The 26032-nt window shown below is 63.9% G+C and carries 22 protein-coding genes and 1 pseudogene; 9 read left to right on the top strand and 14 right to left on the bottom strand.

Annotation, left to right across the window (positions count from 1 at the left end; all coding sequences use genetic code 11):
* The first annotated feature begins 228 nt into the window (after nucleotides 1-228).
* Nucleotides 229-1410, top strand: coding sequence for an MFS transporter (locus tag BJD12_RS12920; protein WP_005994804.1), 1182 nt, complete (start codon nucleotides 229-231; stop codon nucleotides 1408-1410).
* Nucleotides 1411-1653: 243 nt separating this feature from the next.
* Nucleotides 1654-2100 carry a hypothetical protein gene (locus tag BJD12_RS23830; protein WP_005994806.1) on the top strand — a complete coding sequence of 149 codons (447 nt, stop codon included), beginning with the start codon at nucleotides 1654-1656 and terminating at the stop codon, nucleotides 2098-2100.
* A gap of 80 nt (nucleotides 2101-2180) precedes the next feature.
* Here the strand turns inward: BJD12_RS23830 and BJD12_RS24275 are convergent, their stop codons facing one another.
* The 5 genes and pseudogenes from BJD12_RS24275 to BJD12_RS12890 form a co-directional block, all read right to left on the bottom strand.
* The gene (locus BJD12_RS24275; protein ID WP_126936583.1) at nucleotides 2181-3083 is read right to left on the bottom strand and encodes a hypothetical protein; all 903 of its coding nucleotides are present in this window, start codon (nucleotides 3081-3083) and stop codon (nucleotides 2181-2183) included.
* Nucleotides 3058-3744, bottom strand: coding sequence for a hypothetical protein (locus BJD12_RS12905; RefSeq protein WP_126936582.1), 687 nt, complete (start codon nucleotides 3742-3744; stop codon nucleotides 3058-3060). The genes BJD12_RS24275 and BJD12_RS12905 overlap by 26 nt, the downstream gene beginning before the upstream one ends.
* Complete coding sequence (locus tag BJD12_RS12900; protein ID WP_160291571.1) at nucleotides 3741-4565, bottom strand: TIGR04255 family protein; 825 nt, start codon at nucleotides 4563-4565, stop codon at nucleotides 3741-3743. Before BJD12_RS12900 ends, BJD12_RS12905 begins: the two co-directional genes overlap by 4 nt.
* Before the next feature lie 495 nt (nucleotides 4566-5060).
* Nucleotides 5061-5474 (bottom strand): annotated as a pseudogene (locus tag BJD12_RS12895) (IS4 family transposase); the annotation flags it as partial.
* 215 nt (nucleotides 5475-5689) lie between these two features.
* Nucleotides 5690-6028, bottom strand: coding sequence for a winged helix-turn-helix transcriptional regulator (locus BJD12_RS12890; protein WP_005994814.1), 339 nt, complete (start codon nucleotides 6026-6028; stop codon nucleotides 5690-5692).
* 88 nt (nucleotides 6029-6116) lie between these two features.
* Here BJD12_RS12890 and BJD12_RS12885 point away from each other — a divergent pair, with 88 nt between their 5' ends.
* Nucleotides 6117-6443, top strand: a complete 327-nt coding sequence (locus BJD12_RS12885; RefSeq protein WP_005994816.1) for a nuclear transport factor 2 family protein — start codon at nucleotides 6117-6119, stop codon at nucleotides 6441-6443.
* A 277-nt stretch (nucleotides 6444-6720) separates the two neighbouring features.
* Nucleotides 6721-7317: an NAD(P)H-dependent oxidoreductase gene (locus BJD12_RS12880; protein WP_005994818.1), complete on the top strand. Its 597-nt coding sequence runs from the start codon at nucleotides 6721-6723 to the stop codon at nucleotides 7315-7317.
* Between the two features lie 20 nt (nucleotides 7318-7337).
* Here BJD12_RS12880 and BJD12_RS12875 read toward each other — a convergent pair whose 3' ends face one another.
* From BJD12_RS12875 to BJD12_RS12860, 4 genes are all read right to left on the bottom strand, one after another.
* Nucleotides 7338-7907 carry a hypothetical protein gene (locus BJD12_RS12875; RefSeq protein WP_005994820.1) on the bottom strand — a complete coding sequence of 190 codons (570 nt, stop codon included), beginning with the start codon at nucleotides 7905-7907 and terminating at the stop codon, nucleotides 7338-7340.
* Between the two features lie 174 nt (nucleotides 7908-8081).
* Nucleotides 8082-8570 (bottom strand): hypothetical protein, encoded by a 489-nt coding sequence (locus BJD12_RS12870; protein ID WP_005994822.1) that lies wholly within the window; start codon nucleotides 8568-8570, stop codon nucleotides 8082-8084.
* 193 nt (nucleotides 8571-8763) lie between these two features.
* A complete protein-coding gene (locus tag BJD12_RS12865) occupies nucleotides 8764-9480 on the bottom strand; it encodes a glutathione S-transferase family protein (RefSeq protein WP_005994824.1) in 717 nt (238 codons plus the stop codon).
* A 292-nt stretch (nucleotides 9481-9772) separates the two neighbouring features.
* The gene (locus tag BJD12_RS12860; RefSeq protein ID WP_005994826.1) at nucleotides 9773-10525 is read right to left on the bottom strand and encodes an SDR family oxidoreductase; all 753 of its coding nucleotides are present in this window, start codon (nucleotides 10523-10525) and stop codon (nucleotides 9773-9775) included.
* Between the two features lie 135 nt (nucleotides 10526-10660).
* Here BJD12_RS12860 and BJD12_RS12855 point away from each other — a divergent pair, with 135 nt between their 5' ends.
* Both BJD12_RS12855 and BJD12_RS12850 read left to right on the top strand, forming a co-directional pair.
* A complete protein-coding gene (locus tag BJD12_RS12855) occupies nucleotides 10661-11560 on the top strand; it encodes a LysR family transcriptional regulator (protein ID WP_058563990.1) in 900 nt (299 codons plus the stop codon).
* Nucleotides 11561-11720: 160 nt separating this feature from the next.
* On the top strand, nucleotides 11721-13802 hold the full coding sequence (locus BJD12_RS12850) for a M13 family metallopeptidase (RefSeq protein WP_005996974.1): 2082 nt from the start codon (nucleotides 11721-11723) through the stop codon (nucleotides 13800-13802).
* 346 nt (nucleotides 13803-14148) lie between these two features.
* On the opposite strand, the gene BJD12_RS12845 is transcribed toward BJD12_RS12850, so the two are convergent.
* Together BJD12_RS12845 and BJD12_RS12840 are read right to left on the bottom strand one after the other, a co-directional pair.
* Entirely contained in the window at nucleotides 14149-14862 is a 714-nt protein-coding gene (locus BJD12_RS12845) for a hypothetical protein (protein ID WP_042828618.1), read from the bottom strand.
* Between the two features lie 131 nt (nucleotides 14863-14993).
* On the bottom strand, nucleotides 14994-15647 hold the full coding sequence (locus BJD12_RS12840) for a glutathione S-transferase family protein (RefSeq protein WP_005996971.1): 654 nt from the start codon (nucleotides 15645-15647) through the stop codon (nucleotides 14994-14996).
* A gap of 478 nt (nucleotides 15648-16125) precedes the next feature.
* Here BJD12_RS12840 and BJD12_RS12835 point away from each other — a divergent pair, with 478 nt between their 5' ends.
* Nucleotides 16126-17214: an ATP-grasp fold amidoligase family protein gene (locus BJD12_RS12835; RefSeq protein WP_042828616.1), complete on the top strand. Its 1089-nt coding sequence runs from the start codon at nucleotides 16126-16128 to the stop codon at nucleotides 17212-17214.
* A gap of 362 nt (nucleotides 17215-17576) precedes the next feature.
* Here BJD12_RS12835 and trhA read toward each other — a convergent pair whose 3' ends face one another.
* Nucleotides 17577-18242, bottom strand: a complete 666-nt coding sequence (gene trhA, locus BJD12_RS12830) for a PAQR family membrane homeostasis protein TrhA (RefSeq protein WP_039421121.1) — start codon at nucleotides 18240-18242, stop codon at nucleotides 17577-17579.
* 177 nt (nucleotides 18243-18419) lie between these two features.
* On the opposite strand from trhA, the gene BJD12_RS12825 reads away from it, so the two are divergent.
* Both BJD12_RS12825 and BJD12_RS12820 read left to right on the top strand, forming a co-directional pair.
* Entirely contained in the window at nucleotides 18420-20915 is a 2496-nt protein-coding gene (locus tag BJD12_RS12825; RefSeq protein WP_005996968.1) for a DEAD/DEAH box helicase, read from the top strand.
* On the top strand, nucleotides 20912-22468 hold the full coding sequence (locus tag BJD12_RS12820; protein WP_042828610.1) for a ribonuclease H-like domain-containing protein: 1557 nt from the start codon (nucleotides 20912-20914) through the stop codon (nucleotides 22466-22468). Before BJD12_RS12825 ends, BJD12_RS12820 begins: the two co-directional genes overlap by 4 nt.
* A gap of 84 nt (nucleotides 22469-22552) precedes the next feature.
* Here BJD12_RS12820 and avrBs2 read toward each other — a convergent pair whose 3' ends face one another.
* Nucleotides 22553-24703 carry a type III secretion system effector avirulence protein AvrBs2 gene (gene avrBs2, locus BJD12_RS12815; RefSeq protein ID WP_042828609.1) on the bottom strand — a complete coding sequence of 717 codons (2151 nt, stop codon included), beginning with the start codon at nucleotides 24701-24703 and terminating at the stop codon, nucleotides 22553-22555.
* Between the two features lie 132 nt (nucleotides 24704-24835).
* Nucleotides 24836-25993: an ROK family protein gene (locus BJD12_RS12810; protein ID WP_005996965.1), complete on the bottom strand. Its 1158-nt coding sequence runs from the start codon at nucleotides 25991-25993 to the stop codon at nucleotides 24836-24838.
* Between the last annotated feature and the right edge of the window lie 39 nt (nucleotides 25994-26032).

The following is a 26032-nucleotide window of genomic DNA, read 5'->3' as shown; positions in this document are numbered from 1 at the left end:
TGTCGCGTCGTCTGGCCGGGCAGACGTCGTTGACGCGCAAGCGAGAGCCGCGTGGCGGGCATCTGCAGTAAGCTCATCGCCCATGCATAGCGGTGCCTGGCCGGGCCTGGTGCCGTGCTGCGAGCCGCCGACATCAGGCATTACGCACCTTCAGCCCGGCGTCCGCTATTACCCCCCGCGACGCGCACCCGCAAGGCTCATCCGATGACGCACGCCGTGCCAGCACCCATGCGACCCAGCACTGCGCTGGTGGTGATTATCGTGGCGCAGTTGCTGGGCACCTCGTTATGGTTTTCGGCCAATAGTGCGGCCGACGATTTGATGCGGCAATGGAGCGTGGGTGCAGCGGCCATCGGGTGGCTGACCATGGCCACGCAGCTGGGTTTCATTCTGGGCACGTTGAGTTTTGCGCTGAGCGGGTTGGCCGACCGGCTTGCGGCCAGCCGCATCTTTGCCAGCTGCGCGGTGGCTGGGGCGGCGTGCAATCTGGGCTTTGCGCTAGTTGCCAACGATGTCGCGACGGGGGTGGTGTGGCGCTTTGCGGTAGGGCTGTGCCTGTCCGGCATTTACCCGATCGGGATGAAGCTGGTGGTGCAGTGGGCGCCGCAGCATGCGGGCAAGGCGCTGGCGTGGCTGGTCGGCATGTTGACGCTGGGCACGGCGTTGCCGCAGGGCATCAAGGCGGTGGGTGGCGCGTTGCCGTGGCAGACGCCGATGGTGGTGGCATCGCTCCTGGCAATGATTGCCGCGGTGATGATCCTGCGCCTGGGGCAAGGCGCGGCCGCACCGGCACGGGCAGGCGGCAAGCTGGCGTTCGGGGCGGTCTTGCAGGCGTTTTCGTTGAAGGACTTTCGCGCGGCCACGTTTGGCTACTTCGGCCACATGTGGGAGCTCTATGCAATGTGGACGCTGACGCCGCTGCTGATCACGCGTGCCGGCCTGGCGCAGGCGCTTGGGGTGAGCACGGCCACGTTGGCGTTTGCGGTGATTGCCGCAGGGGCCGTGGGCTGCGTGCTGGGCGGGCAGGTGAGTGCGCGCATCGGTAGCGCGCGCGTGGCCGCGGTGGCGTTGCTGCTGTCGGCACTGTGTTGCGTTGCGTTTCCGTGGGTTGGCGCGCAATCGGGCTATGCGGCACTGGCGGTGATGCTGGTGTGGGGCGCCAGCGTGGTGGCGGACTCCCCGCAGTTTTCTGCATTGGCGGCACGTGCGTGCCCGCCTGCCATCGTGGGCAGTGCGCTGTCGATGCAGAACGCCATTGGCTTTGCGATCACCGTGGTGGCGATCGGCGTGACCACGCGGTATGTGGACGCGCTGGGGCTGCATATCGCGTGGGTGCTGCTGCCTGGCCCAGTGCTTGGGTTGGTCGCGCTGATGCCGTTGTGGCGCAGGCGACCCGCACCCTCGGCGTGATGTGAGGCAGGCGGCGAGCACCACGCGAGTTGGCGCAGCTCCCTACCCGACAAGTGACATTGCAGTCGGCACAAGCGTGGCGCTAGATGCCGGGCACAGTGTTGCGATGGCCTAGCTGTCGTCGCGGGCTTCTTTGTGTCGTAGTGGCGATAGTCGCCAGAGACAGGCCCTGGGCACCAAGCGGACTGAAGCACCTGCGTACGTGGCGCATGTTTTAGGATCGCTGCATACAAGGGGAACACCATGGACAGGATCATCATCGCGCGCCGCGTCGCGCTGGCACTGACAACGCTGTGCATGCTTGCGTGCGGACCAGGCGTCTACGCACAAAGCATGCGCTCAGCCACAGGCAAGGCGAACAGCAAGTACATCCCGCCAACGCGGCAGCCGTACAACGCGATGGCACGCGACACCACGCCCTTCAATTGCGAGCAATACCGCGCACACCCGCATCCGGGCATGGTGCGTTATTGCCAGGGCATCGAGAACATGATGCTGCGCAACGAGGCACGCAGCCAGGGGCGTCCCGCTCCATCGGATTCCATCATCGCGCTGCCGGGCCTGGGCACGGCAGAGGCCAAGCAGCTGGGCTACGCATGCGTGGGCGGGCAGGCGATGAAGCGGCTGCGCAATGGATGGGAGCAGATGTCGGCTGCTGCGGGTGGATGGCAGCGGTGTCAGGGTGGGTAAGTACCTAAGAACCTGATCCCGTTTATGCGTTTGCGCTGAATTACAGATTCACCGACAGCGCCGCGAGGCAAGCATTCGACTTACGGATCGCTTTCGTCTGTTCCGGACAGATGATCCCAGTCGGTGAAACGAATGTTGCCCATCAAGTCTCGAGCCGTCCAACCGTCAATTGTTACGACATCGGTTATCAGGTCGATGCCCTTTTCGGCGCTGGCCTTGAGACGTGAAACTTTCCCGCCAGCGGCCGGAATCCGCTTATCGACAAGCGCCTTGAGCTCGGTTTCCACCGCCTCAACTGCGGCTGGATCCTGAACGACGATAGTCACTCGCAGTTGATACGGACCCACGAACTTCGCGACTTGTGTAGGGGAGTACTGGGCATCGGAATCGTCGGAACGAGGACGCAAGTCTAAGTAGATACCCTGAATCTGTTCCGAGTACTTCTTAGCAACGCCTGAGAAGAATTCCTTCAGCTTCGTGCTACCGAACAGTTCAACAAACTCATTGGGCAACTCCACTCGCACATAGCTTCGCGACAGCCAGGCCGCAAACGCTTCCTTGTCACGACGGGTAGCATCCGCCTCAGAGTCCTCAAGGCGGTAAGCCGACGGAGCGAGCTCCATCAAGCGAGCACGGGGCACCCAAATCCTTTCCTCAATTCTCAGCTCTAGATCAAGCCTGCCACCTTCAGCGTTCGTGGCCTGCGCGTGATGTACTCGAGGACTTGAACCCTCACTCAGCTTGTCGGCGAATTTTCCACTTGCCAACGTATGGGCGCGAATGAACTCGACTGCAGGCACACGGTTAATATCGGGATTGTGCGCGTTGCATGTTTGACTGGCCAGCAGCCAGCACGAATGACCTCCAAAGTGAGGGTCGTCATTGCTCTCAGGAAGTTGGAGAACGGAGCCCTGCCACCAGTCGTTGCAAACGATTTTTGCAACGTCGAAGCCTTCGCTAGGCGACAGGGAAGTTGACCTCAAAGGCTCTGGACTTGGTTCCAGTCCTTTTGGCTCGCTCTGCTGCCTTCTTAATCTGCGGATCAAGTTCCTGAAGTGCATCCGTCAGCTGGTCCAATACATTGGCATCTTCCTCTTTCGATGCGAGCATCTCCCTGATCGTCGTGCCCGCTCCGACTCTTCGGTCCAATAGACCAAATACAGCATTCCGCTCTTCTCTGGTTGGCAGTGAGGCCAAGGCCGCTCGTAACGCCGAGACACGGATAACACGATGAGGACGCGGTGAAACCTCTCCATTCATCCAGCCGTAAAAGGTCTTCCTAGTCACATCAAAGAGGCTAGCAAGCGCCGACACGCTGACGTCCGCTTGAGCTTTCACCCACTCGATATCTTGCGCCCACTGGCTCGGTGGAGCGCTGTCGGTATCACTATTCGCCCCCGCCTCCCGCCTGGACTTCGACAGGACAGGAGTTGCCTTGATGTCAGTTTGCACGATGGGACTCGTAGGCGCTGCTTGGCCCGCTGAAACGCCGCCCGCGAATGCCACTCCGAGCAATGCCGCACAACTGAAGCCGATCACACCTCCCGTGCTCTTATTCTTCGCAGGATCATTCGCTGGGATGAAAAACCTGCCGCCGCGCTGATTGTTGTTACTGTAGTACATGACTCGCGATGCCTGACTCATTGAGACTCCTCGTTCCATCTGGAGAATGCGTGATCGCTGCAGACTTTGCGGAAAAATTTGTTAGCTACGTCATGTAGTCGCCGCACTTCATCTTCTACCTGCTTAACTTCACCTGCATGCAGTAAAAAACCATCCCTGAAGGCGTCAATATCCAGCGTTCCCTGCTCATTTCCAATCATCGGGATTGGATCTGAATTCAGGCCTTCAGCAAGATTCAAACTTGATAGGAATGCCATTGCTAAGTCGGGCGGGACCACTGGGTTTCCCTCGCCCAGGAGCCGAACACTTAGCCGATCATCTCCAATTTTATAGCTGCTCATGTGGGCGCCCGTCAGAACTCTCCCATCCCAGCCCTCCCACGACGGCTGGAAGGGCAGAAGACCACCTGAAACATACTCTGATAACTGCTCTCCGTCTCGAGGACGGATGAAGTCAAGGTACCTGATCCCGATGGTCTCGATTTCTAAGTACTTGGAACTCGAGAGAATTGCCTCGACAGCAGACGACAAGCCGCTCACAAACTGGTCGAAGCGCATGTAAGATTTTGAGAAGACTGTTAGCCCGCTCTTGTGAATCTGAATCGAACTGGTTCGATCATTGCTTGAGAAAAGAAAGGCCGCGCCAGGGTGCGCCGGATCAAAATCTTCCGGATCGATGGCTAACTCCATGCCGCCGTTGCCAGCACTCTGCCGAACCCGACTCAGGTGTGGGTAACCAGCCTCATGCAGAGACTCTTGAATAGGCCCGATCCAAGCAGGAAGTGACTCGCGCAATTTAAAGCGAACACCGCTCAGGACGAAGTAGAGCGGAGCCGTGGGCAAGACGCCTTCCCGATTGACCATTTCTCCCCCAAGTAAACACCTTAGCGGCCAAAGTATACACATCTTGCCCTAGGTGGAAGTTCACGTGCGACCAGATCCAGAAGTGATCAATGCAGCAAAGCTTTTAGAAATCTGCGTCAATCACGAACAAGTACTTGTTTTTTAAGTGCTTTATGGAAGAAAGCCTAATCCTTCATAGGAGCGACGGACAGGTGCAGGAAGGCGCCATAGCGATCGGCGGAAACGATCATCGACTCGGACGGCCGCATCGGCGGGCTAAGAATGCGGAGCAGGATCAGTGGCCTACAGGGCAAATACTGAATGCGGCCTGGGCGTGCCGCGGCGTCACGCCGCTTGAAGGCTGTTGCAGCGGCCCTGGCCCCCGGCTGCGGCGCTGGACGGCTGGGCTGGATCGCCACGGGCGATTGGCTGCCGACGGTGCTTGGGCGACTGCAGCTGGAGCGTCGGCAGCCCGGGAATGGGGTCGGGCTCTTACTCGATCTGCATCCGTCGTGCGTACAGCTTTGCGCTGGATGCTTGCAGCTGTGGGGAGGCAACGATCAGCCATGGCTCGCGCTCACGCGCTGCTGCTTTCAGACTCGATGAGGCACGCGAGACCCTGGCGGGTGAGCGTCGGTTGCGTTTCTGACGTCCCTGGCGTGTCTTGGCATAGAGCACCAGACGGCAATCGAGTGGATTGCTGCGATTGGCCTGCATCGGTGGCAATTCGTGTGCACGGTTGGACGCCAGCGCATGCAGGCGTCGGCTATCGATCCATTGCGCTGAATCATCGGGCACGTCTTGCGGTTTGACCCGCGTGCGCCCACACAGGCGCCCGACCCAATCCCAGCCCATCGCCAACACCGCGCGAAGCCATGGCGTTCAGAATCCGGCGTCAGTTACCAGCACAAGAAAGGGGTCAGGTTTGGTCAGGTTCGCTTTAGGGTCAACATGACCCCAGGTTCCAGTGCCGCGCCGCGAAGCGGCTTGGGCTTAGAGCGTATTGTGAATTTTTTAGTAGAGACGTGGCATTTCCAAGCATTGAGAGTGGGTAGAACGACGACCCAGCGCTCCAATGGTCTAGTGCCCGCATGCCACAGCACTGTACCAAGCGATCATCACGGCTATCGCTCGGACAGTGGTAGCCGCGCCTCACCCCAGGTGAGCATCGCATCCAACGCAGGGCACAGCGCCTGCCCCCAAGCCGTCAACCGGTAATCCACCTGCGGCGGTACCTGCGCGTAGACGGTGCGCAGCACCAGGCCGTCGCGTTCGAGCTGGCGTAGTTGCTGGGCCAGCATCTTTTGCGAGATGTCGGGGACCAGGCGTTCCAGGTCGGAGTAACGCTGTACCTGCCCGTCGAACAGATGAAATAGCAGTACCAGTTTCCAGCGGCCCTGGATGAGGTTGAGCAGGGCTTCGACATCGCAGGCGGCGGTGTCCGGGGTGTGCGGCTTTCCCATGGGTGCGTGACTTACCTTTGCGTGCGTTCTTGCGGGCAGTGATGACGCTCCCGATGATGGCATACACATTTGCACTGGAGACCACGCCATGACTCCTGCCCTGCCGGATGCGGTTGCCTGCTTCTTTACTGCCGGCAATCACGGCGATGCAGCGGTGCTGTTGCCGCACCTTGCCACTGATGCGCTGGTGCGCGATGACGGCCATCAGCATCAGGGCGCAACCGCGATTGCAGCGTGGTTGGCGCATGCGCAGGCCACTACGCCATACCATGCGGTGCCGCGTGAAGCTCGCACCCACAGCGATGCGGTGCATGTCACCGCCGAAGCCTCGGGGGCATTCCCGCAGAGCCCGCTACAGCTGGAGCATGTGTTCCGCCTGGTGGACGGCAAGATTGCGGCGCTGGAGATCCACTAAAGGCATGGCGCGTGGTTTGTGTGGCACGCGCTGCATGCTGCAGTCGTAGGTGCCCAGCAGGCATAGCGCCAGCTGCGTCAGTTATCCAGCTGATATGCCGCTGAGAACTTGGGCGGTGCGCTCAGTTGCGTTATTGCCGCGCCAGCCTATCAACACGCGTGCGCAGCCATCAGGGGCGCCGATGCGCGCATCGCATGCACAGAAACCCCATCACGCCGACGCTGCGTCTTGTCGCGCCGCCTTGGCCTTTATTCCTTCGCTTTGGAGACACTGCCCCATGCATGCCTTGATTGTTGTTGCACACCCCGAGCCGCGCTCGCACACGCACGCGGTGGCTGCGCAGGTACGCGATGCCATTGTGGCGTCGGATTCATCGCATACGGTTGAGGTCGCCGATCTGGCGCAGGAGGGCTTCGACCCGCGCTTTACCCAGGCGGACGTTGCGTTGTTCCAGCAGCAGGCGGCACCGCCGCCGGATGTGGCCGCCGAACACGCGCGGCTGGACCGTGCGGATGCATTGGTGCTGGTGTTTCCGATCTACTGGTGGTCGTTTCCGGCTTTGCTCAAGGGCTGGATCGACCGGGTGTTTACGCTGGGCTGGGCGTTCGACGAAAGCGCCGACGGCAAGATCGTCAAGAAGCTGCAGCATCTGGACGTGCACCTGCTGGCGATCGGCGGCGCAGACGAGCGCACCTATGCACGCCATGGCTATTTCGGTGCGATGAAGACGCAGATCGCCCACGGCATCTTTGATTTCTGTGGGGCGCCGGTGCGCACCACTGAGCTGCTGTTGCAGCCGGATGCCCAGTTTCCGGAGTCGCACTACGCCACAGCGCGCGCGGTGGGTAGGCGGCTGTTTGCTGCCAAAGCGTAGACCGTTCGTGCTGCGGCGAACTACGGCCGTACAGGTACGCTGTGTGCGCTAGTGAGGCCCGCATGCCCTGCTTTTACATCCACGCTATTGGCGGTGGCTTGCTGCCATGCTGCACGTAGTACGTCCCGCGAGCCATCAACGAAGGCCGATCTGGGCCGGGTCAGATATAGCACCGGGCTACGTAGGCTCACGGTGTAGGTTTGCCCGTGCGTGAGCCTGTAATTGCGTTGCAGGTCCACCGTGACGACTCGCCGCTGGCCCGGCGCAATGGTGACGTAAGTGTCCTCCGGCGCGCCCTCCAGATTAACGTAGACACCATAATATGGTGCCTCGTTGCCGCTGTCGTCGCGCACGCTCAGCACGTTGTTCATCATCGACCCTTGCCTGTTCAACCGTGGGAAGGATTGATCGAGCAGCTCTACCGCCTGGTCGCCATCATTCTGGGCAACGATCTGCAAACGCGCCGCCTGCTCGGGTAGATGCGGGCTGTGTGGAGGCTGTTCCAGCTGCACATGCAGCCTGCCGGCCGCGATTGCGGGGCTGCTGCAAAGCAGTGCGGTAGCGATCAGGATAACGGCCCAGGGCTTCATCGACGGTCCTTGTGCGTGGCAGGTGTTAGTTGGCTTGCTGTCTTCGTGGTGTTTGCGATGACGTCATTACACCACTCGAATGTGGTGCCTCACCTTGCCGATCTCTCGGTGTGAGCCTGGAGGCAGCTCATGCATCAGCACATTGATCATCACTGCGTGGCGGTTAGGGGATTCTTAGAGCGCCGTCTCGTCGTGTTCTGCCTGAAGTCGAAACACCATACCGCCCTGTTGCGTATCGTCTTCGAAGGTAACTGTGATCGTCGCTGCTCCGTTCATGGCCTCATGACGAAAGATCAGCTCGGCGTTATGCAGTCTCAAACTTCTATCGAATGTCGTGGCACTCGATAAGCAGGAGACAGCGTCCATCACCGTGGCATCTGCAAACTCGGTTTGCCCATGCTTCATCAGGTAGGCGCAAATGGCCTGTGCGGCTGGGTCCCCACCGTGATCGCACCGTTTGGCGGAAAGCGCGGGCTCTTCTGCGTGCTTGAAGTTGGTTCCCCAGACGGTGTGAAACGCGAAGCTACGCGGCTGGCCCGGCGGTGCTGCATCGACAAAGGCACGCAGGACGTTGCAGAACTCCGTGGGCGGTGCTGCGTGGGCGGTTGCCAACACCGTCAGCAAGATCGCGGGCGCCGCAGCGTAGAAGAATAAGGCGCGCATAGCGCTCTGCAGAAAGAAGACCTGCGCAGTATTGGCTCAGCCGCATGGCGCCGCAACGTCGATCCGCGCTGGAGCAGGGTATAGCGGATGCACACCGGCTAGGCGGGTGCAGCGCGACGCGGCGAAGACAGTGCTTGCCGCGCGCGCGTGCTCCATCGCACCACGCGCCATATAGCGCAGGCAGACGATGCGGTCAGCCCTGCGCGTTGGCGTTGGCTGGGTCCCCGGGCACACGCACCGCGTCTGCAAGCAGGGCACGCTGCCGTTGCAAATGCTGCTGAAATCGGCTGGCGTAGTCCGGCCCCACCGCGCTGATCACGCTCTGCCGCGCAGCCAGGGCGGCGCGCCATTCGCGCACGCGCGGTAATCCGTCGAAGATCGGTGCGGAGATATCTGCCTGCAGCAGATCGAAGTAGCGCAGCATTGGTGCGAACACCACGTCGACCATGCCGAATGCCGAGCCTGCAAAGTACGGACCTTCGCCCAGCACGTCTTCGATCTTTTGCATCTTGCCGCGGAACGCGGCGCGTGCAGCCTCGGCGCCGGTCTGGTCGCTGGCGTTGAGGAACTGCCAGCCATCGGCGAATGTGGGCGTGGCGAACTCGATCCAGGCGCGCTGCTGTGCGCGTTGCAGCGGGTCGTTGGGATACAGGCTGGGTTTGCCGCTGGTGTCGTTGAGGTAGTTGCAGATCACCACGCTTTCGAACACTGTGGCCACACTACCGCCTGGCTGGCCGATGCGCAGCAGTGGCACCTTGCCGGTGGGCGACAGCGCCAGGAACCAGTCCGGCTTGGCAGACAGGTCGACATCGATGCGCTCGAACGCCGCAGCGTTTTCCAGCAGCACGATGGCCGCGCGTTGCACGAAGGGGCACAGGGGGTGGCTGATCAGGGTCAGGGAGGGAGACATGGGTTATCCGGTTCGCAGTGAGAGAGGTGTCGCAGGGGTGCCGCATGCAGGGCAATGGATTGGCAGGTGATCCATGGCAAAAGGATGCGCAGGGCCAAGCAACGGGCGCAGACTGCCGTGCATGCAGCGGGATGAATGCCGGGCCTTGCGTGCGTGGCGGCGCGCAGGGCGCCTCGCCTGGCCTGCACCTGCGCACCGGTCGGTGGCGCAGGCAGACGGTCAACGCTGGCACTGCCGGCAGTGCTGGCGCTGCGCGCCCTCACTGCCGGTGCCGCAAGGACGGCAGCCATCGTCAGCGGTTGAGCAGGCGGCCGCCATCGACCACGATTTCCGAGCCCACCGTCCAGCGGGACTCATCCGAGGCCAGGTACAGCACGGCCTTGGCGATTTCTTCCGCGGTGCCGAAGCGGCCCATCGGAATGGTGGCGATGATCTGCTCGTTGACCTGTGCGCGATAGGCATCGGGAATGCCGGCCTTGTCGTACAACGGGGTCTCGACCGGGCCGGGGCTGACCGCATTGATGCGAATGCCGCGGTCAAGCAGCTCACTCGACAAGGTCTTGCTCATGTTCAACAACGCGGCCTTGGTGGCGCTGTACACCGACGAGCTGGCCGCACCGATGTGGGCGCTGATGGACGTATTGAGCACCACCGATGCCGGGTTGGCCAGCACCGGCAACAGCGACTGCAACAGGAAGTACGGTCCCTTGACGTTGATGGCAAAGGAAGCGTCGAAGGCCTGCTCGGTCCAGTTCTCGATCGGAAGCCAGACCGAGACGCCGGCATTGAAGAAGGCCACGTCGAGCTGGCCGTAGTGGTCCGCGACGGCCCGGGCCAGTTCCTGCTGAGCGGCGACGCTGGCCGAATCGGCACGCAGCACCGGTACTTCGGAGCCAAGAATGTTCTTGGCCTGGGCAATGGAGTCGGGGTTCACGCCGGTGACGATGACGCGGGCGCCTTCGGCGAGAAACTGCTTCGCGGTTTCCAGCCCAATGCCGCTGGTGCCGCCGGTGATGAGGGTGCGTTTGCCTGCTAGACGGGACATGAGTTGTTCCTGGGTGAGGGAGGCCGACCACCTTGGTGGCCTTCGGTAGGCGCATCATTGCCCCATGCTTGATCTGCGATAAGATCCTGCGAGCACATAACTTTCATGCTTCTAGCGCATGAACCGAAGGCAGGCATGGACCGTTTTCTGTTGATGAACTGCTTTGCCCGCGCCGTGGAAACGGGCAGCTTTTCTGCCGCCGGGCGCGACCTGGGGCTGGGCCAGCCCAATGTCAGCCGCCACGTGGCGGCGCTGGAAGAGCATCTTCAAACCCGGCTACTCAACCGCTCCACCCGCAAGCTGGTGCTGACGCCGGAGGGCGAGCGTTATTACGCGGAGGTGCGCCGCATCCTGGATGCGGTGGGCGAATCTGAAATGGCGCTGCGCGATGACGTGCAGCCGTCCGGGTTGTTGCGGGTGGCCTGCCCCACGGCGTTGTCGCATCAGTACGTGATGCCATTGGTGCCGGAGTTTTTGCAGCGGTTTCCGGCGCTGGAGCTGGACCTGCAGATCAGCGACCGCTACGTGAACCTGCTCGACGAGGGCGCCGAGCTCGCCATCCGCATCGGTCACCTGGACAGCAGCGCATCGCGTGCACGGCGAATCGGTGCCTTCACGCGGGTGACGGTGGCCAGCCGCGCATACCTGGCCAGGCGTGGGATGCCGGCCGTGCCCGAGGATCTGCGCCATCACGACTGCGTGCTGTACACCTTGCTCAGCACCGGTGCGAGTTGGCATTTCACCACCACCGACGTGCCGGTGTCTGGCCGCTTCCGGGTGAATTCGCCCGAGGCCACGCGCGCGGCGGTGACCGCCGGTCTCGGCATCGGCCAGGGCCCGGCGTGGTTGTACGAAGAGGGTCTGGCCTCGGGCGAGTTGCAGACCGTGCTCGACGCCTTCGCGCCACCGCCGGCGCCGGTGCAGATCGTCTATGCCGCCAACCGGCTGGTGCCCAAGCGCGCGCTCGCGTTCATGGATTTCATTGCCGCCGCATTCGCAAAGATTCCGCAGCTCACGGTGTCGCCGCATCCGTGATGCGGGCAGCAACGCAGTCATGGTGATGGCGCAACTTCGTTTCGCGCACACTCGCTGCTGATCGGCGGAAAGAATCCTCAACTTTGTTCGTCCGACCGCAGTCTGCGCGCATGGCTTGACTAAGCTGGCGCGCATTCCACGCTGCACGGCTGCAATCCCCATGTTGAGCAAGACCACACTCGCGCTAGCGACCTGCATGGCGTTGACTGCCTGCAAGCCGGCACACGACCAGGCGACCGCGCCCCAGGCAGCAACGCCTGCCGCGGCCACCAGTGCGGCGGCACCGGCACTGGACATCAACGAACTGGATACACGCGCCGATGCTTGCCAGGACCTCAATGCATTCGCCAACGGCAAGGCGCTTTCCAAAGGCATCCCCGACGACGAGGTTGGTATTGGCACGTCGTATGACGTCTATAACGCCAGCTATCGCGATCAGCACGCCATCGCAGAGGCGTTGCTGAAAGCACAGCCGGCAAGCGGCTCCATCGACCAGCTGGTCAAGACGTTTTACGTCTCGGGCATGGACGAGGCTGGCCTTGAACGCCTGGGTGCCGCGCCACTCCAGCCGCGGCTGGCGGCGATCGATGCCTTGAAGGACGCGCGCGACATTGCCGGCTTCATCGCTCAACGCCATGCCGAAGGCGACAGCGTGATGTTCCAGTTCATTGCCCAGCCCGACGCGCAGGATGTGTCGAAGATGGTGGGCTATGCCCTGGTCGAAGGCATGACGTTGCCCGCGAAGAATTATTACGTGGATGCGCAATACGCACCCATCCGCCAGGCTTACCTTGCCTATGTGCAGCAGTCGTTGGTGCTGGCGGGAATACCGGCCGAGCAAGCATCCGCACAGGCAAAGCAGGTCCTGCAATTGGAAAGCCGCCTGGCCGCGGCGCTGCTGACGCCGGCCGAACAGCGCGACCCAAAGCGCATGTACCACTGGCTCACCACGGCGCAAGCCAATGCGCTGACACCGCACTTTGCGTGGGACCGCTTCATGGCAGCGCAAGGCGTCGACGCAGAGAAGGGCCTTGCCATCTCCCAGCTCGCGTTCTTCAAGACATTCGATGGCCTGTTGCAGACCGTTCCGGTCGCGCAATGGCAAGCCTATTTGCGCTTCCATGCCATCGATGCCGCGGCGCCGGCACTGAGCAAACCATTCGTTGAGAACCACTTCGCTTTTTACTCCAAGACGCTGGAAGGGCGGCAGGTGCAACCGCCGCGCTGGAAGCAGGTGATCGATGCGTTGAACACGACGATCGCCGAGGCGATGGGCCAGCTCTACGTCGCGCAGAAGTTCCCCCCGGCGTCCAAGCAGAGCGCGCTCGCGCTGGTGGACAATGTGCGCGCCGCCATGAAGCTGCGCATCGAGCGCGCCGACTGGATGAGCGCTGCGACCAAGGCAAAGGCATTGGACAAGCTGGCCAACATGACGCCGAAGATCGGGTATCCGGACACTTGGCGCGAGTGGTCGGGCCTGCAGTTGGAGCCTGGTGCCTATCTGCAGAACATCGAACGGGCCGTTGCCTTCAATCATCGCGACGACATGGCCAGGATCGGCAAGCCGGTGGACCGGGCGCACTGGGATGGCGTCGCACCGCAAACGGTGAATGCCTTCTACTACCCGCGCGAAAACAGCATCTACTTTCCGGCCGTGATCCTGCAGCCGCCGTTGTTCAGCGGCACTGCCGACGATGGCCTCAACTATGGCGGGATCGGGGGCATGATCGGTCACGAGATCAGTCACGCCTTCGATGACCAAGGCAGGCAATTCGATGCGGTCGGCGCGAACCGGAACTGGTGGCTGCCGCCGGATGTTGCCGCGTTCGACGCCCGCACCGCCACCATCAAGCAACAGGTGAGTCGCTACGTGCCGCTCAAGGACAGACCGGACCTGCACGTCAATGGCCAGCTCGTCCTCGGCGAAAGCATCGCCGACTTCACCGGAATCAACATCGCCTACGACGCACTCATGCTGGATCTGAAACAGCACCCCGAGCGCACTGTCGCCATCGACGGCTATACGCCCGAGCAACGATTTTTCATCAACTGGGCCCGGCTTTATCGCAATGCCCGCCGGGAAGAAGCGCAAGTGAAGGCGCTCAACTCCGACCCGCATCCACCCAGTGTGGTGCGCGTCAATTTTGGACCATCCAACATGCCGCAATACGCCAAGGCGTTTTCCTGCAAGGCGGGCGATGCGATGGTGCGCTCGGATCAGGAGCGCGCGCAGGTCTGGTAAGGCGAGGATCCGGCGGCGTGGCGCCGCGCAGGCCGCGGTGGTGCGTGGACGCTACGCCGCGCGACCGCCTGATCATCCTCGCGGCGGACCGGCGCGTTCAAGCACGTGTGCGTGGCAAGCACCGCCTCTCTTGCCGCGCGTGACGACCTGCGCCAGCACGATCGGGTGATCTACGCCCCTGCCGGCTTCCGGGCTCTCAGCCTGCGCATCGAGGGACACTTGGGGCGGCTAACAATATGTCGCTGGCACTCGTCGGATGGGTGCAGATGGCGCGCTCAAACCCGGAGTGGACGAGCGCTAGGTGCCGCACCCAGCAACGGCCGCGCAGTCGTACTGTTAGCCGCTCTTATTCCAGCGGCCGTGGCGATGGTTGCCGGTTCTTGGCAAAGGTCTGGTACAGCGCTGCAGCGCGCTCGTCGGCAACGACGTTTTCGATGCTGCTCAGCCCCTTCGCGGCGATCGCCGAGGCGGCCTTGCCATCGCCCAGCAAGTAGGCCAGCCGCAGATACGCCGCGCTATCCACCAGATTCTTGTGCGCGGTGTCGCTGGCGTAGACCTCGGCCATGCCGTAGTAGGCGTAGAGGTTTCCGGTGGCTGCGGCCTTGCTCAGGATCGCCAGGCCCGGATAGAAGCGGCCGCTCACTGCCGTCCTGGTGCCATAGAGCACCGTCGCCGCGTTGTTGCCCGCCTGCGATTCGGCCTTGAGCTGGACCAGGTCCATGCGCTCCAGACGCGCACGTTCTGCTTGCGATGGGTAACCGTGGGCCAGCAGCCACTGCGCTTCCGCCTGCGAGTTGGCCACCAACGGGCTGCTGATCGGGCAGGCGTATGTGCCACGCTCGCACTGGTAATGCGTTGTGTCCGCGGCGGTTGCAGCTGGATGGGCAACTAATGCCGGCGTGGGGTTGCTGGATGCAGCGATGCGGTTGTCGGCAGGTGCGGTGCGGCCGGGCGCACTGGCGGTTGCTGCGGCATCGGCCTGGGTGTGTTGCTGTGCGCGTGCGCAGGCGGCCAAGGCCACTGCAACGATCGCCGCGGACAGGATGCCGGTCGGTTTCATCTCACTCTCCTTGTGGATGCGGTGACGACGGCAGTTGCCGGTCATCGCCGCCATTGCGCGTGGCTGACGAATGCGCACCTTGGCGTGCAGCGACTGCGCGGTCAAGACCGATGCAGCCGCGCTGCATGTGATCACGCCGGTGCGCCACCGTCGCCGTTGATCGCCCACTGCGCGGCAAATGCGCGTTGATAGGCCGGGCGGCCTTCGCCACGGGCGACGTAGGCATGCAGGTTGGGGAAGGCATCCAGCAAGCCGGTGAGCCTGATGCGGATCAACACCGAGATCATCAGCAGGTCGCCGGCGCTGAAGTCGCCTTCCAGCCAGGTACTGTCGCCCAGCTGGGCGCTCAGATGCTGCAGACGGCGGTTGATGCGTTTTTGCAGCAGCGGCAAGCGCTCTGCCATCCACGGTTTGTCCGCTTCCAGCAGCAGGGCGTTGCCCAGTTCCAGCATTGGTGGCTCGACGGTGTTGAGGGCGGCGAACATCCAGGCGACGGCGCGCGCGCGGGCATTGTCGTCGTGCGGCAGCAAGCCGGAATGGCGCTGGGCGATGTGCAGCACGATGGCGCCGGTTTCGAACAACGCCAACCCGTCTTGCTCGAAGGTAGGGATCTGACCGAATGGGTGGACGGCCAGGTGCGCCGGTTCCTTGATCGCACGGAACGGCAGCAGGCGCATCACGTAGGGTTGGCCCACCTCCTCAAGCGCCCAGCGCACACGGGTGTCGCGCACCAGCCCCTTGCCGCCATCGGGCGAGCGCTCGAACGCAGTGATGGTGATCGTCATGGTCGAAAGGCTCCCTGTGGCCGGCAACTGAGGACATAGCGTACGCCGGAGCCACGCGCGGGCCGATGCGGGCTAATGGCCCGGCTTCGATGAGGCGCGTATCCGCCGTCCGCCTCGCCTGCACCCTTGCCGCAGAGGTCGCGCCGCCGCCGCATCCCTAGGCGGTGGTATGGCCGTGGCCGTCGCCTCGACCTGGCCGGCTGCACGTGCCGACTCACCAACGCCTGCTCAGGCCGCCGAACTCAGGCATGGCACCGCCCGCCCGCATCGCTTTTGCACCGCACAACGGTCGCGGTCGGTTGCCCGCCTGGCACCGCTTTTTGGACGTAAAGCGCCTGCGCCTTTGCGTAATCAGGCCAATTGAGACGTTTTGCCATCTTCGTCTCACCCCTCCGTTATAGGGTGCGCTGCGTCACATATTTGTGTGACGCAACCCACATTATGAACGAAAAGGGGCGTTGTGATGATCGATCACGGGATGGGATTGCAGGCGCAGCCGATGGGCGCGCGAAGTGCTGCAGGGCATGGCGGGGCCGCTTTTTTTCCTGCGTTGGCAACGCCGTTTGGCGCCCCCCGGCCAGCGCGTCTGCCACTCGCGCCCGCCGCCCGTCCTGACAGCCCGACGCTCAAGCGCCTGTTGCGGAAAAGCGCGCGCCGCCTAGTGCGCACGCTGCCCTGGCGGCATCAGGACCGGCTGTATTTCCTGAACACGTTCGGGCGGCTGCCCAATCTGTACAACCCCACCTGCTTCAACGAAAAAGTGCTGTACCGCAAATGCGTGCACGGCGATTACCCGCTGTATCAACGTCTGGCAGACAAGGTGGCGGTGCGGCCGTATGTGGCGGCGCGCATCGGCCATGCGCATCTGATCCCGATACTGCTGGACAGTGCCAACCCCGACGATTTGCTGGGCCTGCCACGCTGGGAACAGACGGTGATCAAGGCCAATCACGGCGCCAGCATGGTGGAAGTGGTGCGCGATGAGCCGGACGCGGCCCAGCGGCAGCGCATCGTTGCGCGGTGCAAGGATTGGCTGCGCACCGACTTCTCCGACATGGAGCGCGAGATCCATTACCACAACATCCCGCCGCGCATCCTGGTGGAGCACTACATCGGCGACGCGCAGCAGGTGCCGGTGGATTACAAGTTCCACATGTTCCGGCAGCGCGATGGCAGCTTTCAGTATGTGCTGCAAGTGATCTACGGCCGCTTCGACACGCCGAAGCTGTCGATGACGTTCTTTGTCGACAACCTGCACACGCCGTTTCACCGCATCCGCGACGACGGCCGCTCGCCGCCGTGTGCACCGGCGCTGCTGGAGCAGGCGCTGGAACTGAGCAAGGTGCTGGCAAGCGATTTCGATTACGTGCGCGTGGATTGGTACATCCAGCGCGGGCAGGTGTACTTCGGCGAACTCACCTTTACCCCAGGCGCAGGCATGGTCACCGGCCTGGACCGCGGGCTGGACCGGATGATGGGCGATATGTGGGTGCAGCGACGCGCGCCGGTGGACGTAAGACTGCCTGCATATGGCGCAGGCATGGGCATGCGGGTGCCGGTGCGATGAGGGAGCATCCTGGTGGATCGATCAAAGCGCGGCACTGGCGGCGCTGCCCCACTCGAATGCATCCCGGCGCTCGGGTGGCGCAGTGATCTTGCCGATTGCCGATGTCTCGCATGCACAGACGCATCGCGGACCTGTTCACCTGCAGTGTATGACTGCGTAGCCGCCGGCCAGTGTGATCAACAACCGGACGGGCGGGTAGCGTGCGGCTCGCATTGCAAAGTCGCGCGAAGCATCAACGGCAGCATGTGCGGCCGGAGCCGTTGACCTTCGCTCGCTCGACGCTGCCGACAGCGCGCCGACCCGAGCGCGTAGCAGACGATGCATTGACCAAGTGCCGCGAAGGCGCATCGGCCGAGCCGCCGCTACGCCCCGTCCACCACCGGGCGCAGGCACAGCCAGATCGCATACCAGTGCGACAGCGCGCCGCCCAGCACGTGGGCGTGCCAGATCGCGCGGTTGTAGACCATGGATTTGCGTACGTAGAAGGTCACGCCCACCGTATAGAACGCGCCGCCGGCGACGATGAGCCACAGCACCGCGCTGTCCAGGCCGGCGATCATCTGGTTGACCACCACGATCCCGGCCCAGCCCAGCAGCAGGTAGATCGCCACCCAGAAGCCCTTGGCGATGCCGGGCAGGCACAGTTTGGCGAACACGCCGAACAGCGCCACGCTCCAGACGGTCAGGATCATGGCCCAGCGCCAGCTGCCATCGAGCGCGACGAGGAAGAATGGCGTGTAGGAGCCGGCGATCATCACGAAGATGCCGGCGTGGTCGAACTTGCGCAGCATCGGTTGGCGCAGCGGCGGGGCGAAGTTGTACGCCGCCGAGCAGGCGAACATGGTTAGCAGGCCCAGCGCATACACGCAGGTGACCAGCAACATGGTCTGGTTGGCGTGGGCGCGCCACACCATCCAGGCGCCGCCGACGATGGCCAGGAACAGGCCGGCGGCGTGCACGATCACATCGGCACGGCGGGCAGAGCGAGTCTTGTAGTGCGGAGCAGCGACGTTGGCAGACACGGGCACGGCGGTTCTTCGAGGTGGGGGAGCCCACAGCGTGCAAGGCAGCCGTGACGCTGTGGGGGCAACAGGATACCCGGCTTGCTGAATCCGCTCAGTGAGGCAGGCTGGGCGCGCGGGCGCCGGTCTCATACCCTGAGACATCCTTTTTGTTTGATCTCCCTCTTTGGGAGCACGTGTCGTATGCCTCCGTTTGCCCTCGCTCCCCGCACCGAAACCGCCGAACGCGCGCTGGCCACCACCGATGGCCGCCCAAGCCGCGACGGTGCGCTGCTCACCGAGCGCCTGGAACGGCGCTACCACGACCGCATCACCGGCAGCTTCACCCTGCCCGGGCGCGAGGGCAGCTACGCACCGATCCCGGACGATGTGCCCAGCGCGCTGGCCGATGCGCTGCATGCGCGCGGCATCAGCCAGCTCTACAGCCACCAGGCCGACGCCTGGGCAGCTACGCAGCGCGGCGAGCATGTGGCGATCGTGACGCCCACCGCGTCGGGCAAGTCGCTGTGCTACACGCTGCCGGTGGTGAGCGCGGCGATGACCAGCGGCGCCAAGGCGCTGTACCTGTTCCCGACCAAGGCGCTGGCGCAGGACCAGGTGGCCGAGCTGCTGGAGTTGAACCGCGCCGGCGAGCTGGGGGTGAAGGCCTTCACCTTCGATGGCGACACGCCCGGCGATGCGCGCCAGGCGATCCGCCTGCATGGCGACATCGTGGTGAGCAACCCGGACATGCTGCACCAGGCGATCCTGCCGCATCACACCAAATGGGCGCAGTTCTTCGAGAACCTGCGCTATGTGGTGATCGACGAGATCCACACCTACCGCGGCGTGTTCGGCAGCCATGTCACCAACGTGCTGCGCCGGCTCAAGCGCATCTGCGCATTCTATGGCGCCCACCCGCAGTTCATCCTGTGCTCGGCCACCATCGGCAACCCGCATGCGCACGCGCAGGCCTTGATCGAAGAACGCGTGCATGCCATCACCGAATCGGGCGCGCCCACCGGCGACAAGCACGTGCTGTTGTGGAACCCGCCAGTGGTCAATGCCGACCTGGGGCTGCGCGCCTCGGCACGCTCGCAGAGCAATCGCATTGCGCGCATCGCGATCAAGTCCGGCTTGAAGACGCTGGTATTTGCGCAGACGCGGCTGATGGTGGAAGTGCTGACCAAATACCTCAAAGACATCTTCGACCACGACCCGCGCAAGCCGGCGCGGATTCGTGCCTACCGTGGCGGCTATCTGCCGACCGAGCGCCGCGAGGTGGAGCGCGCGATGCGCGCCGGCACCATCGACGGCATCATTTCGACCTCGGCGCTGGAACTGGGCGTGGATATCGGCGCGCTGGACGTGGTGATCCTCAATGGCTACCCCGGCAGCGTGGCGGCCACCTGGCAGCGCTTCGGCCGCGCCGGGCGGCGCCAGCAACCGGCGCTCGGCGTGCTGGTGGCCAGCTCGCAACCGCTGGACCAGTACGTGGTACGGCACCCGGATTTCTTTGCCGACGCCTCGCCCGAGCACGCACGCATTGCGCCCGATCAACCGCTGATCCTGTTCGACCACATCCGTTGCGCGGCGTTCGAATTGCCGTTCATTGCCGACGAGCCGTTCGGCCCGATCGACCCCCTGGTGTTTCTTGAAGCGCTGGCCGAAAGCGACGTCATCCACCAGGAGGGCGACCGCTGGGAGTGGATCGCCGACAGCTACCCGGCCAATGCGGTGAGCCTGCGCTCGGTGGCCGATGGCAACTTCGTGGTGGTGGACAAGACCAACGGCAAGCAGCAGATCATCGCCGAGGTGGATTATTCCGCCGCGGCGCTCACCTTGTACGAAGGCGCCATCCACATGGTGCAAAGCACGCCCTACCAAGTGGAGCGGCTGGATTGGGAAGGCCGCAAGGCGTACGTGACGCGCACGCATGTGGACTACTACACCGACAGCATCGACTACACCAAGCTGAAAGTGCTGGACCGCTTCGATGGCGGCGTGGCCGGGCGTGGCGACTCGCATCATGGCGAGGTGCATGTGGTGCGGCGCGTGTCCGGCTACAAGAAGATCCGCTACTACACGCATGAAAACATCGGCTACGGCCCGGTCAACCTGCCCGACCAGGAACTGCATACCACCGCGGTGTGGTGGCAGTTGCCGCAAGCCACGCTGGGCAAGGCGTTCGCGTCCAAGCAGGATGCGCTGGATGGATTTTTGGGCGCTGCCTACGCGCTGCACGTGGTGGCTACGGTGGCGGTGATGGCCGATGCACGCGACCTGCAAAAAGCCGTGGGCAATGGCGACGGCGCGTGGTTTGCGGTGGCCGACCAGACCGGGCGTGGGCAACTGCGCGGCGTGGAAGAAGGCGAGAACGCAGCGGTGGAATTGCAGCAGGCCTTCGTGCCTACGGTGTACCTGTACGACAACTTCCCCGGCGGCGTGGGCTTGAGCGAGCCGCTGTGGCTGCGCCAGGCCGAGCTGCTGCAGCGCGCGGACGAGCTGGTGCGCCGTTGCGATTGCAGTGCGGGCTGCCCAGCCTGCGTGGGCCCGGTGCTGGCCGCGCATGAGGAGGGCAAGGGCGAATCGCCCAAGTCGCTGGCGCTCACGGTGCTGGCGTTGTTGTTCGATGCGGATGCGCCGCTGCGCCATGCCACCCAGGTGGACGACGACCTGGCGTTGGATGTCCTTGCATGAGCGTGAGTGCAGACCGGCTGCGCTTGCTGCGTCGGCAGGCCGGCCACGCGGATGTGCCTGCGCCGACTGCGGGGCACGGTAGTGAAACGTTGCGCTGCGATACCCAGACCGCCGCGCAGGGCGCCATGAACGATGCAGCGCCGGCATTGGACGTCGGAGGCGCAGCGCAGTCCTCTGCTCTACCGATGCGTCCAACCATGGCCGGGCGACCATCCGCCGAAGCAGCCACTGTGGACGCTGTTGCAGGTGCTACGCGCATGGGTACCGGCATCGCTCCGCCAGCGGCATCACCTTCAACGCAGAACGCGCCAACGCCCGGCAACGTCGCAGGCGTCAGCGCGGAACGTCTGCGCCTGCTACGCCGTCAGGTTGGCGGGTTGACGCCTGCAGCGCGCAAGGACGATGCGGCGCTGCCGACGCGTGCGCAGCGGGCTGCGGTGTCCAGCGCCGTGTCGCCTATTGCACGCGATGGCGCCATGACCGTCCGCTCGCACGATGTACGCGCACAGGCCGCCGCCCCGACGCTGACGCGCCGCGCCCTGCAGTCGCCCCCTCCTGCACCGCCTGCGCGCGACGCATCGGTGTTTGCCTGGGTAGAGCACGAGGTGCGCCACAAGCCGGCGTTGTCATCCCCTGTCGATGGCGATGCAAGCGATACCGTGGATGCAGATATCGCAAGCCGCTCGCCAGTCGCGCGCAACACAGCGACACCACCGGCAACACAGATGTCGGAGACACCGCCACTGCAAGGCCGCACCGACATCGCTGGCTTGCGCAAGATGCTCGGCCTGCGCGAGCGTGCGGTGTCAGCGCCCACGCCGATGCGCGCACCGTCCACCGATCGGCAGCTGCCCGGCAACGAAATCGCACCTGGCCTGCATCTGATCGAAGCGTTCCTGCCGCAGCCGATTCCCGGCGAAGCACTCTCGCTGGCATTCGCCAAACGCGAGGACACAGTCGATCCATTGGACCTGCTGTTTTTCGATACCGAAACCACCGGCCTTGCCGGCGGCACCGGCACACGTGCCTTCATGATCGGGGTGGCGCAGTGGTACACCGATGCCCAGCAAGGCAGCGGCCTGCGCGTGCGCCAGTTGATGATGTCCACGATGGCGGCCGAAAGCGCCATGCTGGATTTGTTCCGCAGCTGGCTGTCACCGCGTACGGTGCTGTCCAGCTACAACGGCCGCTGCTACGACGCGCCGTTGTTGAAAACGCGGTACCGGTTGGCGCGACGCGGCGACCCGATTTCTGCGCTGGATCATGTAGACCTGCTGTTCCCCACCCGCCGCCGGTATCGTGGCACCTGGGAAAACTGCAAGCTGTCCACCATCGAGCGGCAGCTGCTGCGCGTGGTGCGCGAAGACGACCTGCCCGGCTCCGAAGCGCCGGCGGCCTGGCTGAGCTATCTGCGCGGCGGCAGCGCGCGCAACCTGCGCCGCGTGGCCGATCACAACCACCAGGACGTGGTGACCCTCTCGCTGCTGATGCAGCGGCTGGTGGCGGTGGAGGCGCAGGACAGAGAAGTGATTCCGGTGCTGGAGATTCCGTAACGCTGGACCAGGCGCGGCGCTGGCACGGCGTGGCCCGCAGGCTGCCGGGCTAGGTTATGCCAGCGCAGGATCACTGCGCCGGTGTCACTGCTCCGGCTCGATCTGTTTGGCTTGCTCGTTGAGGTAATGGGTCACCGGCGCGCCGCGGTACTGATCGGTCAATCGCCCCAGCGATTCGGCGCGTGCATCCGCCGCCTGCCTTGCGGCAGCGTCATGCAGACCTTGTGCCGCACGATCCAGACGACGGCCTTCGCGCACTGCCGCTACATGGGCCGGGTCGGCCGGCTTGGACGCAGCGTGGAACTCGTTGGTGCGCTGCTCCACGATCGCTGCATCGCGTGCGGTGTCGATGGGGGTTTCCGGCGGTAGGTCCAGTTCCATGCCGGTATGGCCACGCGCCAGCGTGCGATTTTCCAGCAGCGCGAGCAGTTCTTCCTCGGGCTGGTCGGTCAACAGGCTTTCACCGGCGTCGCGAAAGGCACCAGCGGTGGTGCGCTGGATCCCAAAGGCTTCGCCGCTGAGCTTTTGCATCTCGCCGAAGTTGCGCCAGACGTAATAGTCCTTGTCATGGTTGGCGCGCGGCAGGGAGAAATCCTCATACCGGTAACCGGACGAAAATGCCGCCTGCGCGTAAGCCGAGTCCGGCTGACGCAAGCGTGTGCGTGTCAGTTCCATGGCCTTGCCCGCAGCACTTTGCTGATCGGTGGCCACCGCCTCCACGATGACCGGGCGCATCTTGGCCCAGCTTTCCAGCCACTGCACTGCGGTCTCGGCCAGCCCCTTGGGGCCATCGTCCTTGCACGGGAAGAAATCGCGCAGCTGCGGGTCGGCCAGCATGCCCTGGCTGAAGACCGGCACCACATTGATCTTGGTCAGCAGGCGATCGAGCGCGGCACGGCGGGGCGCATCCTGCGAGTGCATCGGATTGATCTGGTAGTGCTTGTACAGATTGGACACAAACTGATCGAAGCCGCCCGTGTAGTACTTGGCATACAGCTTGATCGCCGCCCCCTGGCGCAGATCCGGCCGGCGCATCAGCAGCATCGCCACCGCCTCGGCGGTGTCTTCCTTGCAATCCAGCGCCACCGACATCGCCTCCGGCTTTTGCAACGCGTGCTCCAGTGCCTGCTCCACGGCGGCAATGGTCTGATCGGTCTTGATGAAATTGCCATCGACCGGGTTGCGGATCACCAGCGGCATGTCACGCAACTGGGCGAACGGCACCTGCGAGACCAGCTTGTTCTGCGGATCGTCGGTCATGCGGCCAATGCTGAAGTCGTGCATCAAGACCGGCACGCCATCGGCACTGACCTCGACGTCCAGCTCCAGGTTGCGATACCCCTGTGCATAGGCGCGATCGATGGCGGCAAGCGAGTTTTCCGGGATGCCGGCGTGGTTGTCGAACAGACCCCGGTGCACCATCACGTCCTTGCCCAGCGCGCGCGTGCTCGGCGCCTGGAAATACGTGTCGTGCACCAGCTCCTTGCGGTGCTTGCGCAGCAGCGCGTCCTTGCCGGCCACCAGATGATGGTCGTTGGCCTTGAAGAACGCTGCACCGCCGTCGCGCGCCGGCACCTCATGGCCGTGGTAGCGCGCGGCTTGCTGCAACTTGCGGCGCGGCTGCTTGGGTGTGGCGGACTGCAGCCAGTGCGGCGTTGTCAGCCCGTGGCCGGGCAGATCCAGTGCCTTGCGCAATGCAGTGTGGGCTGCCTCGCTGAAGGTGTCGCCAGGCGCAAACGCCCGCTGCAGATCGAAGATGATGCGGCCTTGCTGCGCATCGACCAGCACCGGGCCTGCCACTGCACTGGCGCGATCGGGTAGCGCTTTGGCCATGGCTTTGAACGCGGCTCTATCCAGATACACCGGCTGCAGCGCTCCAGCTGCAAGCTTTGCTGCAACGCTGTCCTTCTCGGGCGCGATGCCAGCCTGCGCCAGGTGGGTGGCCAGCTTGCTTTGCAGCGCTTGCAGCGTGATCTGCCTTGCTTGCACTTCAGCCAGGCGCTGCTCCGAAAATTCGCTGTCCAGTGCCACCAATGCCTGCCTGCCGGTCATGGCGCTGTCGTTCAACGGCACCAGTGGTGGTTGCATCAGTGTTTGGCGACGCGGACGTGGACCCAGTGGCGGGTTGCCGCCGGGCACGGGCGGCACCTCCATCGGAATGATGGGACTTGTGTGCGAAGGTGTTGCCAGCGCGGTGGTGGGCGTGGCGGCTAGTTGCAAGGGAGCAAGACGCATGACGACCTCAAGAGCACTGCGGGCGGCCAGTAAAGCGCGTGGCATATGACAATTTGCAACCGTGGCGAAGTCTGCCGCTGCAATGCGAAACGATGCCCCACGGCGCATCGCATCACATGGCCCGGCGCCTGCTTAGAACAGCGTTTCCTTGAACGGCAGCATGGCCGCGCCCAGCACCGTGGCGTGTGCCTGCACCTGCCCGACCAGCAACGCCGGATACGGCAATGCGACGCCGCGCCGTGGCGCGGATTCGAAGGCGATACGGGCGATCAGCCGCTGCGCAAGATCTTCCGGCAGGCGCGCGCCGAAGACGATGACGCGCGGGTCGATCAACGCGATGATCGCCGCCACCGCCAGCGTCACGGTGGGTTGCACCGCATCCAGCCAGGCCTCGATCTGCGGCCATGCCGGATCGTAGCGCTGCAGCATGGTGTGCAGGTCCGGCAGCACATGGCCATCGGCGACCAGCGCCTGGCGCAGGCTTTCCAGCGTAGGCCGCGCCATGCCGGTGATGGCCGAGATGCGCCCCAGTTCGCCCACGTTGCCGTGCGCGCCGCGGTGCACGTTGCCGGCGGCGATCACGCCCGCGGCGAACCCGTCGGCGATCGTCAGATAGACCAGATCCGGCCATTGGCGGCCAACCCCGTACAAGGCCTCGGCCAGGGCGGCGCAATGGGCGTCGTTGTCCATCCAGACCGGCAACTGCAGGCGCTCGGCGATGAACAGGTCCAGCTCTACCTGCATCCATTCGGCGGCCAGCGAAAGCGGCGGATTGACCCGCGTGCCGTCGCCGATGCGCGGGCCGGTCATGCTGATGCCCACCCCGAACAGCTGCTGCCGGTCCACACCGGCCGCCTGCAACAATTGCTCCAGCAGTTCCGGCAACCGCGCCGCGAGCAGATCCAGCGTCAGCGGGAAAGCCGTGAGCTGGCGCATGCCGCGGACCTGCCCGGCGAAGTCGATCAGCACCACCGCGATGCCATCGACCATCACCGAGACCCCCACGCTGAACGCGTAGCCGGGCACCAGACTCAGCTGCACGCTTGGTTGGCCGCGACCACGCCGCAGCGACGGGCCGAGCTGGAGCAGGCCCTGTGCGACCAGCGGGTCGATGATGCCCTTGGTACCGGGAACGCTGAGCCCGCTGGCGCGCGGCAGATCGGCACGCGCCAGCTGGCCGGCACTGCGGATCAGATCCAGCAACGCGCGCTCGCTGGAACCGGCGGCCTGCCCGTCGCTGCGGCGGCGGTAATGCGAACGAATGGCCGCGTGGGCGAAGAAGGAAGACATAGGCAGCAAAAGGGCAGTTGTTGTCACATTAGCTTAAAT

This window comes from Xanthomonas vesicatoria ATCC 35937 (assembly GCF_001908725.1).
GTDB classification, from domain to species: domain Bacteria; phylum Pseudomonadota; class Gammaproteobacteria; order Xanthomonadales; family Xanthomonadaceae; genus Xanthomonas; species Xanthomonas vesicatoria.
Note: the sequence above shows the minus strand (reverse complement) of the source record. Positions and strands in the feature narration are given on the sequence as shown.

Excerpts from the sequence above, each read along its gene's own strand:
- BJD12_RS12920 (WP_005994804.1), top strand. The coding sequence starts at position 229 with ATGCGACCCAGCACTGCGCTGGTGGTGATTATCGTGGCGCAGTTGCTG.
- BJD12_RS23830 (WP_005994806.1), top strand. The coding sequence starts at position 1,654 with ATGGACAGGATCATCATCGCGCGCCGCGTCGCGCTGGCACTGACAACG.
- BJD12_RS12905 (WP_126936582.1), bottom strand. The coding sequence starts at position 3,744 with ATGAGTCAGGCATCGCGAGTCATGTACTACAGTAACAACAATCAGCGC.
- BJD12_RS12890 (WP_005994814.1), bottom strand. The coding sequence starts at position 6,028 with ATGGGAAAGCCGCACACCCCGGACACCGCCGCCTGCGATGTCGAAGCC.
- BJD12_RS12885 (WP_005994816.1), top strand. The coding sequence starts at position 6,117 with ATGACTCCTGCCCTGCCGGATGCGGTTGCCTGCTTCTTTACTGCCGGC.
- BJD12_RS12880 (WP_005994818.1), top strand. The coding sequence starts at position 6,721 with ATGCATGCCTTGATTGTTGTTGCACACCCCGAGCCGCGCTCGCACACG.
- BJD12_RS12875 (WP_005994820.1), bottom strand. The coding sequence starts at position 7,907 with ATGAAGCCCTGGGCCGTTATCCTGATCGCTACCGCACTGCTTTGCAGC.
- BJD12_RS12870 (WP_005994822.1), bottom strand. The coding sequence starts at position 8,570 with ATGCGCGCCTTATTCTTCTACGCTGCGGCGCCCGCGATCTTGCTGACG.
- BJD12_RS12865 (WP_005994824.1), bottom strand. The coding sequence starts at position 9,480 with ATGTCTCCCTCCCTGACCCTGATCAGCCACCCCCTGTGCCCCTTCGTG.
- BJD12_RS12860 (WP_005994826.1), bottom strand. The coding sequence starts at position 10,525 with ATGTCCCGTCTAGCAGGCAAACGCACCCTCATCACCGGCGGCACCAGC.
- BJD12_RS12855 (WP_058563990.1), top strand. The coding sequence starts at position 10,661 with ATGGACCGTTTTCTGTTGATGAACTGCTTTGCCCGCGCCGTGGAAACG.
- BJD12_RS12850 (WP_005996974.1), top strand. The coding sequence starts at position 11,721 with ATGTTGAGCAAGACCACACTCGCGCTAGCGACCTGCATGGCGTTGACT.
- BJD12_RS12845 (WP_042828618.1), bottom strand. The coding sequence starts at position 14,862 with ATGAAACCGACCGGCATCCTGTCCGCGGCGATCGTTGCAGTGGCCTTG.
- BJD12_RS12840 (WP_005996971.1), bottom strand. The coding sequence starts at position 15,647 with ATGACGATCACCATCACTGCGTTCGAGCGCTCGCCCGATGGCGGCAAG.
- BJD12_RS12835 (WP_042828616.1), top strand. The coding sequence starts at position 16,126 with ATGGGATTGCAGGCGCAGCCGATGGGCGCGCGAAGTGCTGCAGGGCAT.
- BJD12_RS12825 (WP_005996968.1), top strand. The coding sequence starts at position 18,420 with ATGCCTCCGTTTGCCCTCGCTCCCCGCACCGAAACCGCCGAACGCGCG.
- BJD12_RS12820 (WP_042828610.1), top strand. The coding sequence starts at position 20,912 with ATGAGCGTGAGTGCAGACCGGCTGCGCTTGCTGCGTCGGCAGGCCGGC.
- avrBs2 (WP_042828609.1), bottom strand. The coding sequence starts at position 24,703 with ATGCGTCTTGCTCCCTTGCAACTAGCCGCCACGCCCACCACCGCGCTG.
- BJD12_RS12810 (WP_005996965.1), bottom strand. The coding sequence starts at position 25,993 with ATGTCTTCCTTCTTCGCCCACGCGGCCATTCGTTCGCATTACCGCCGC.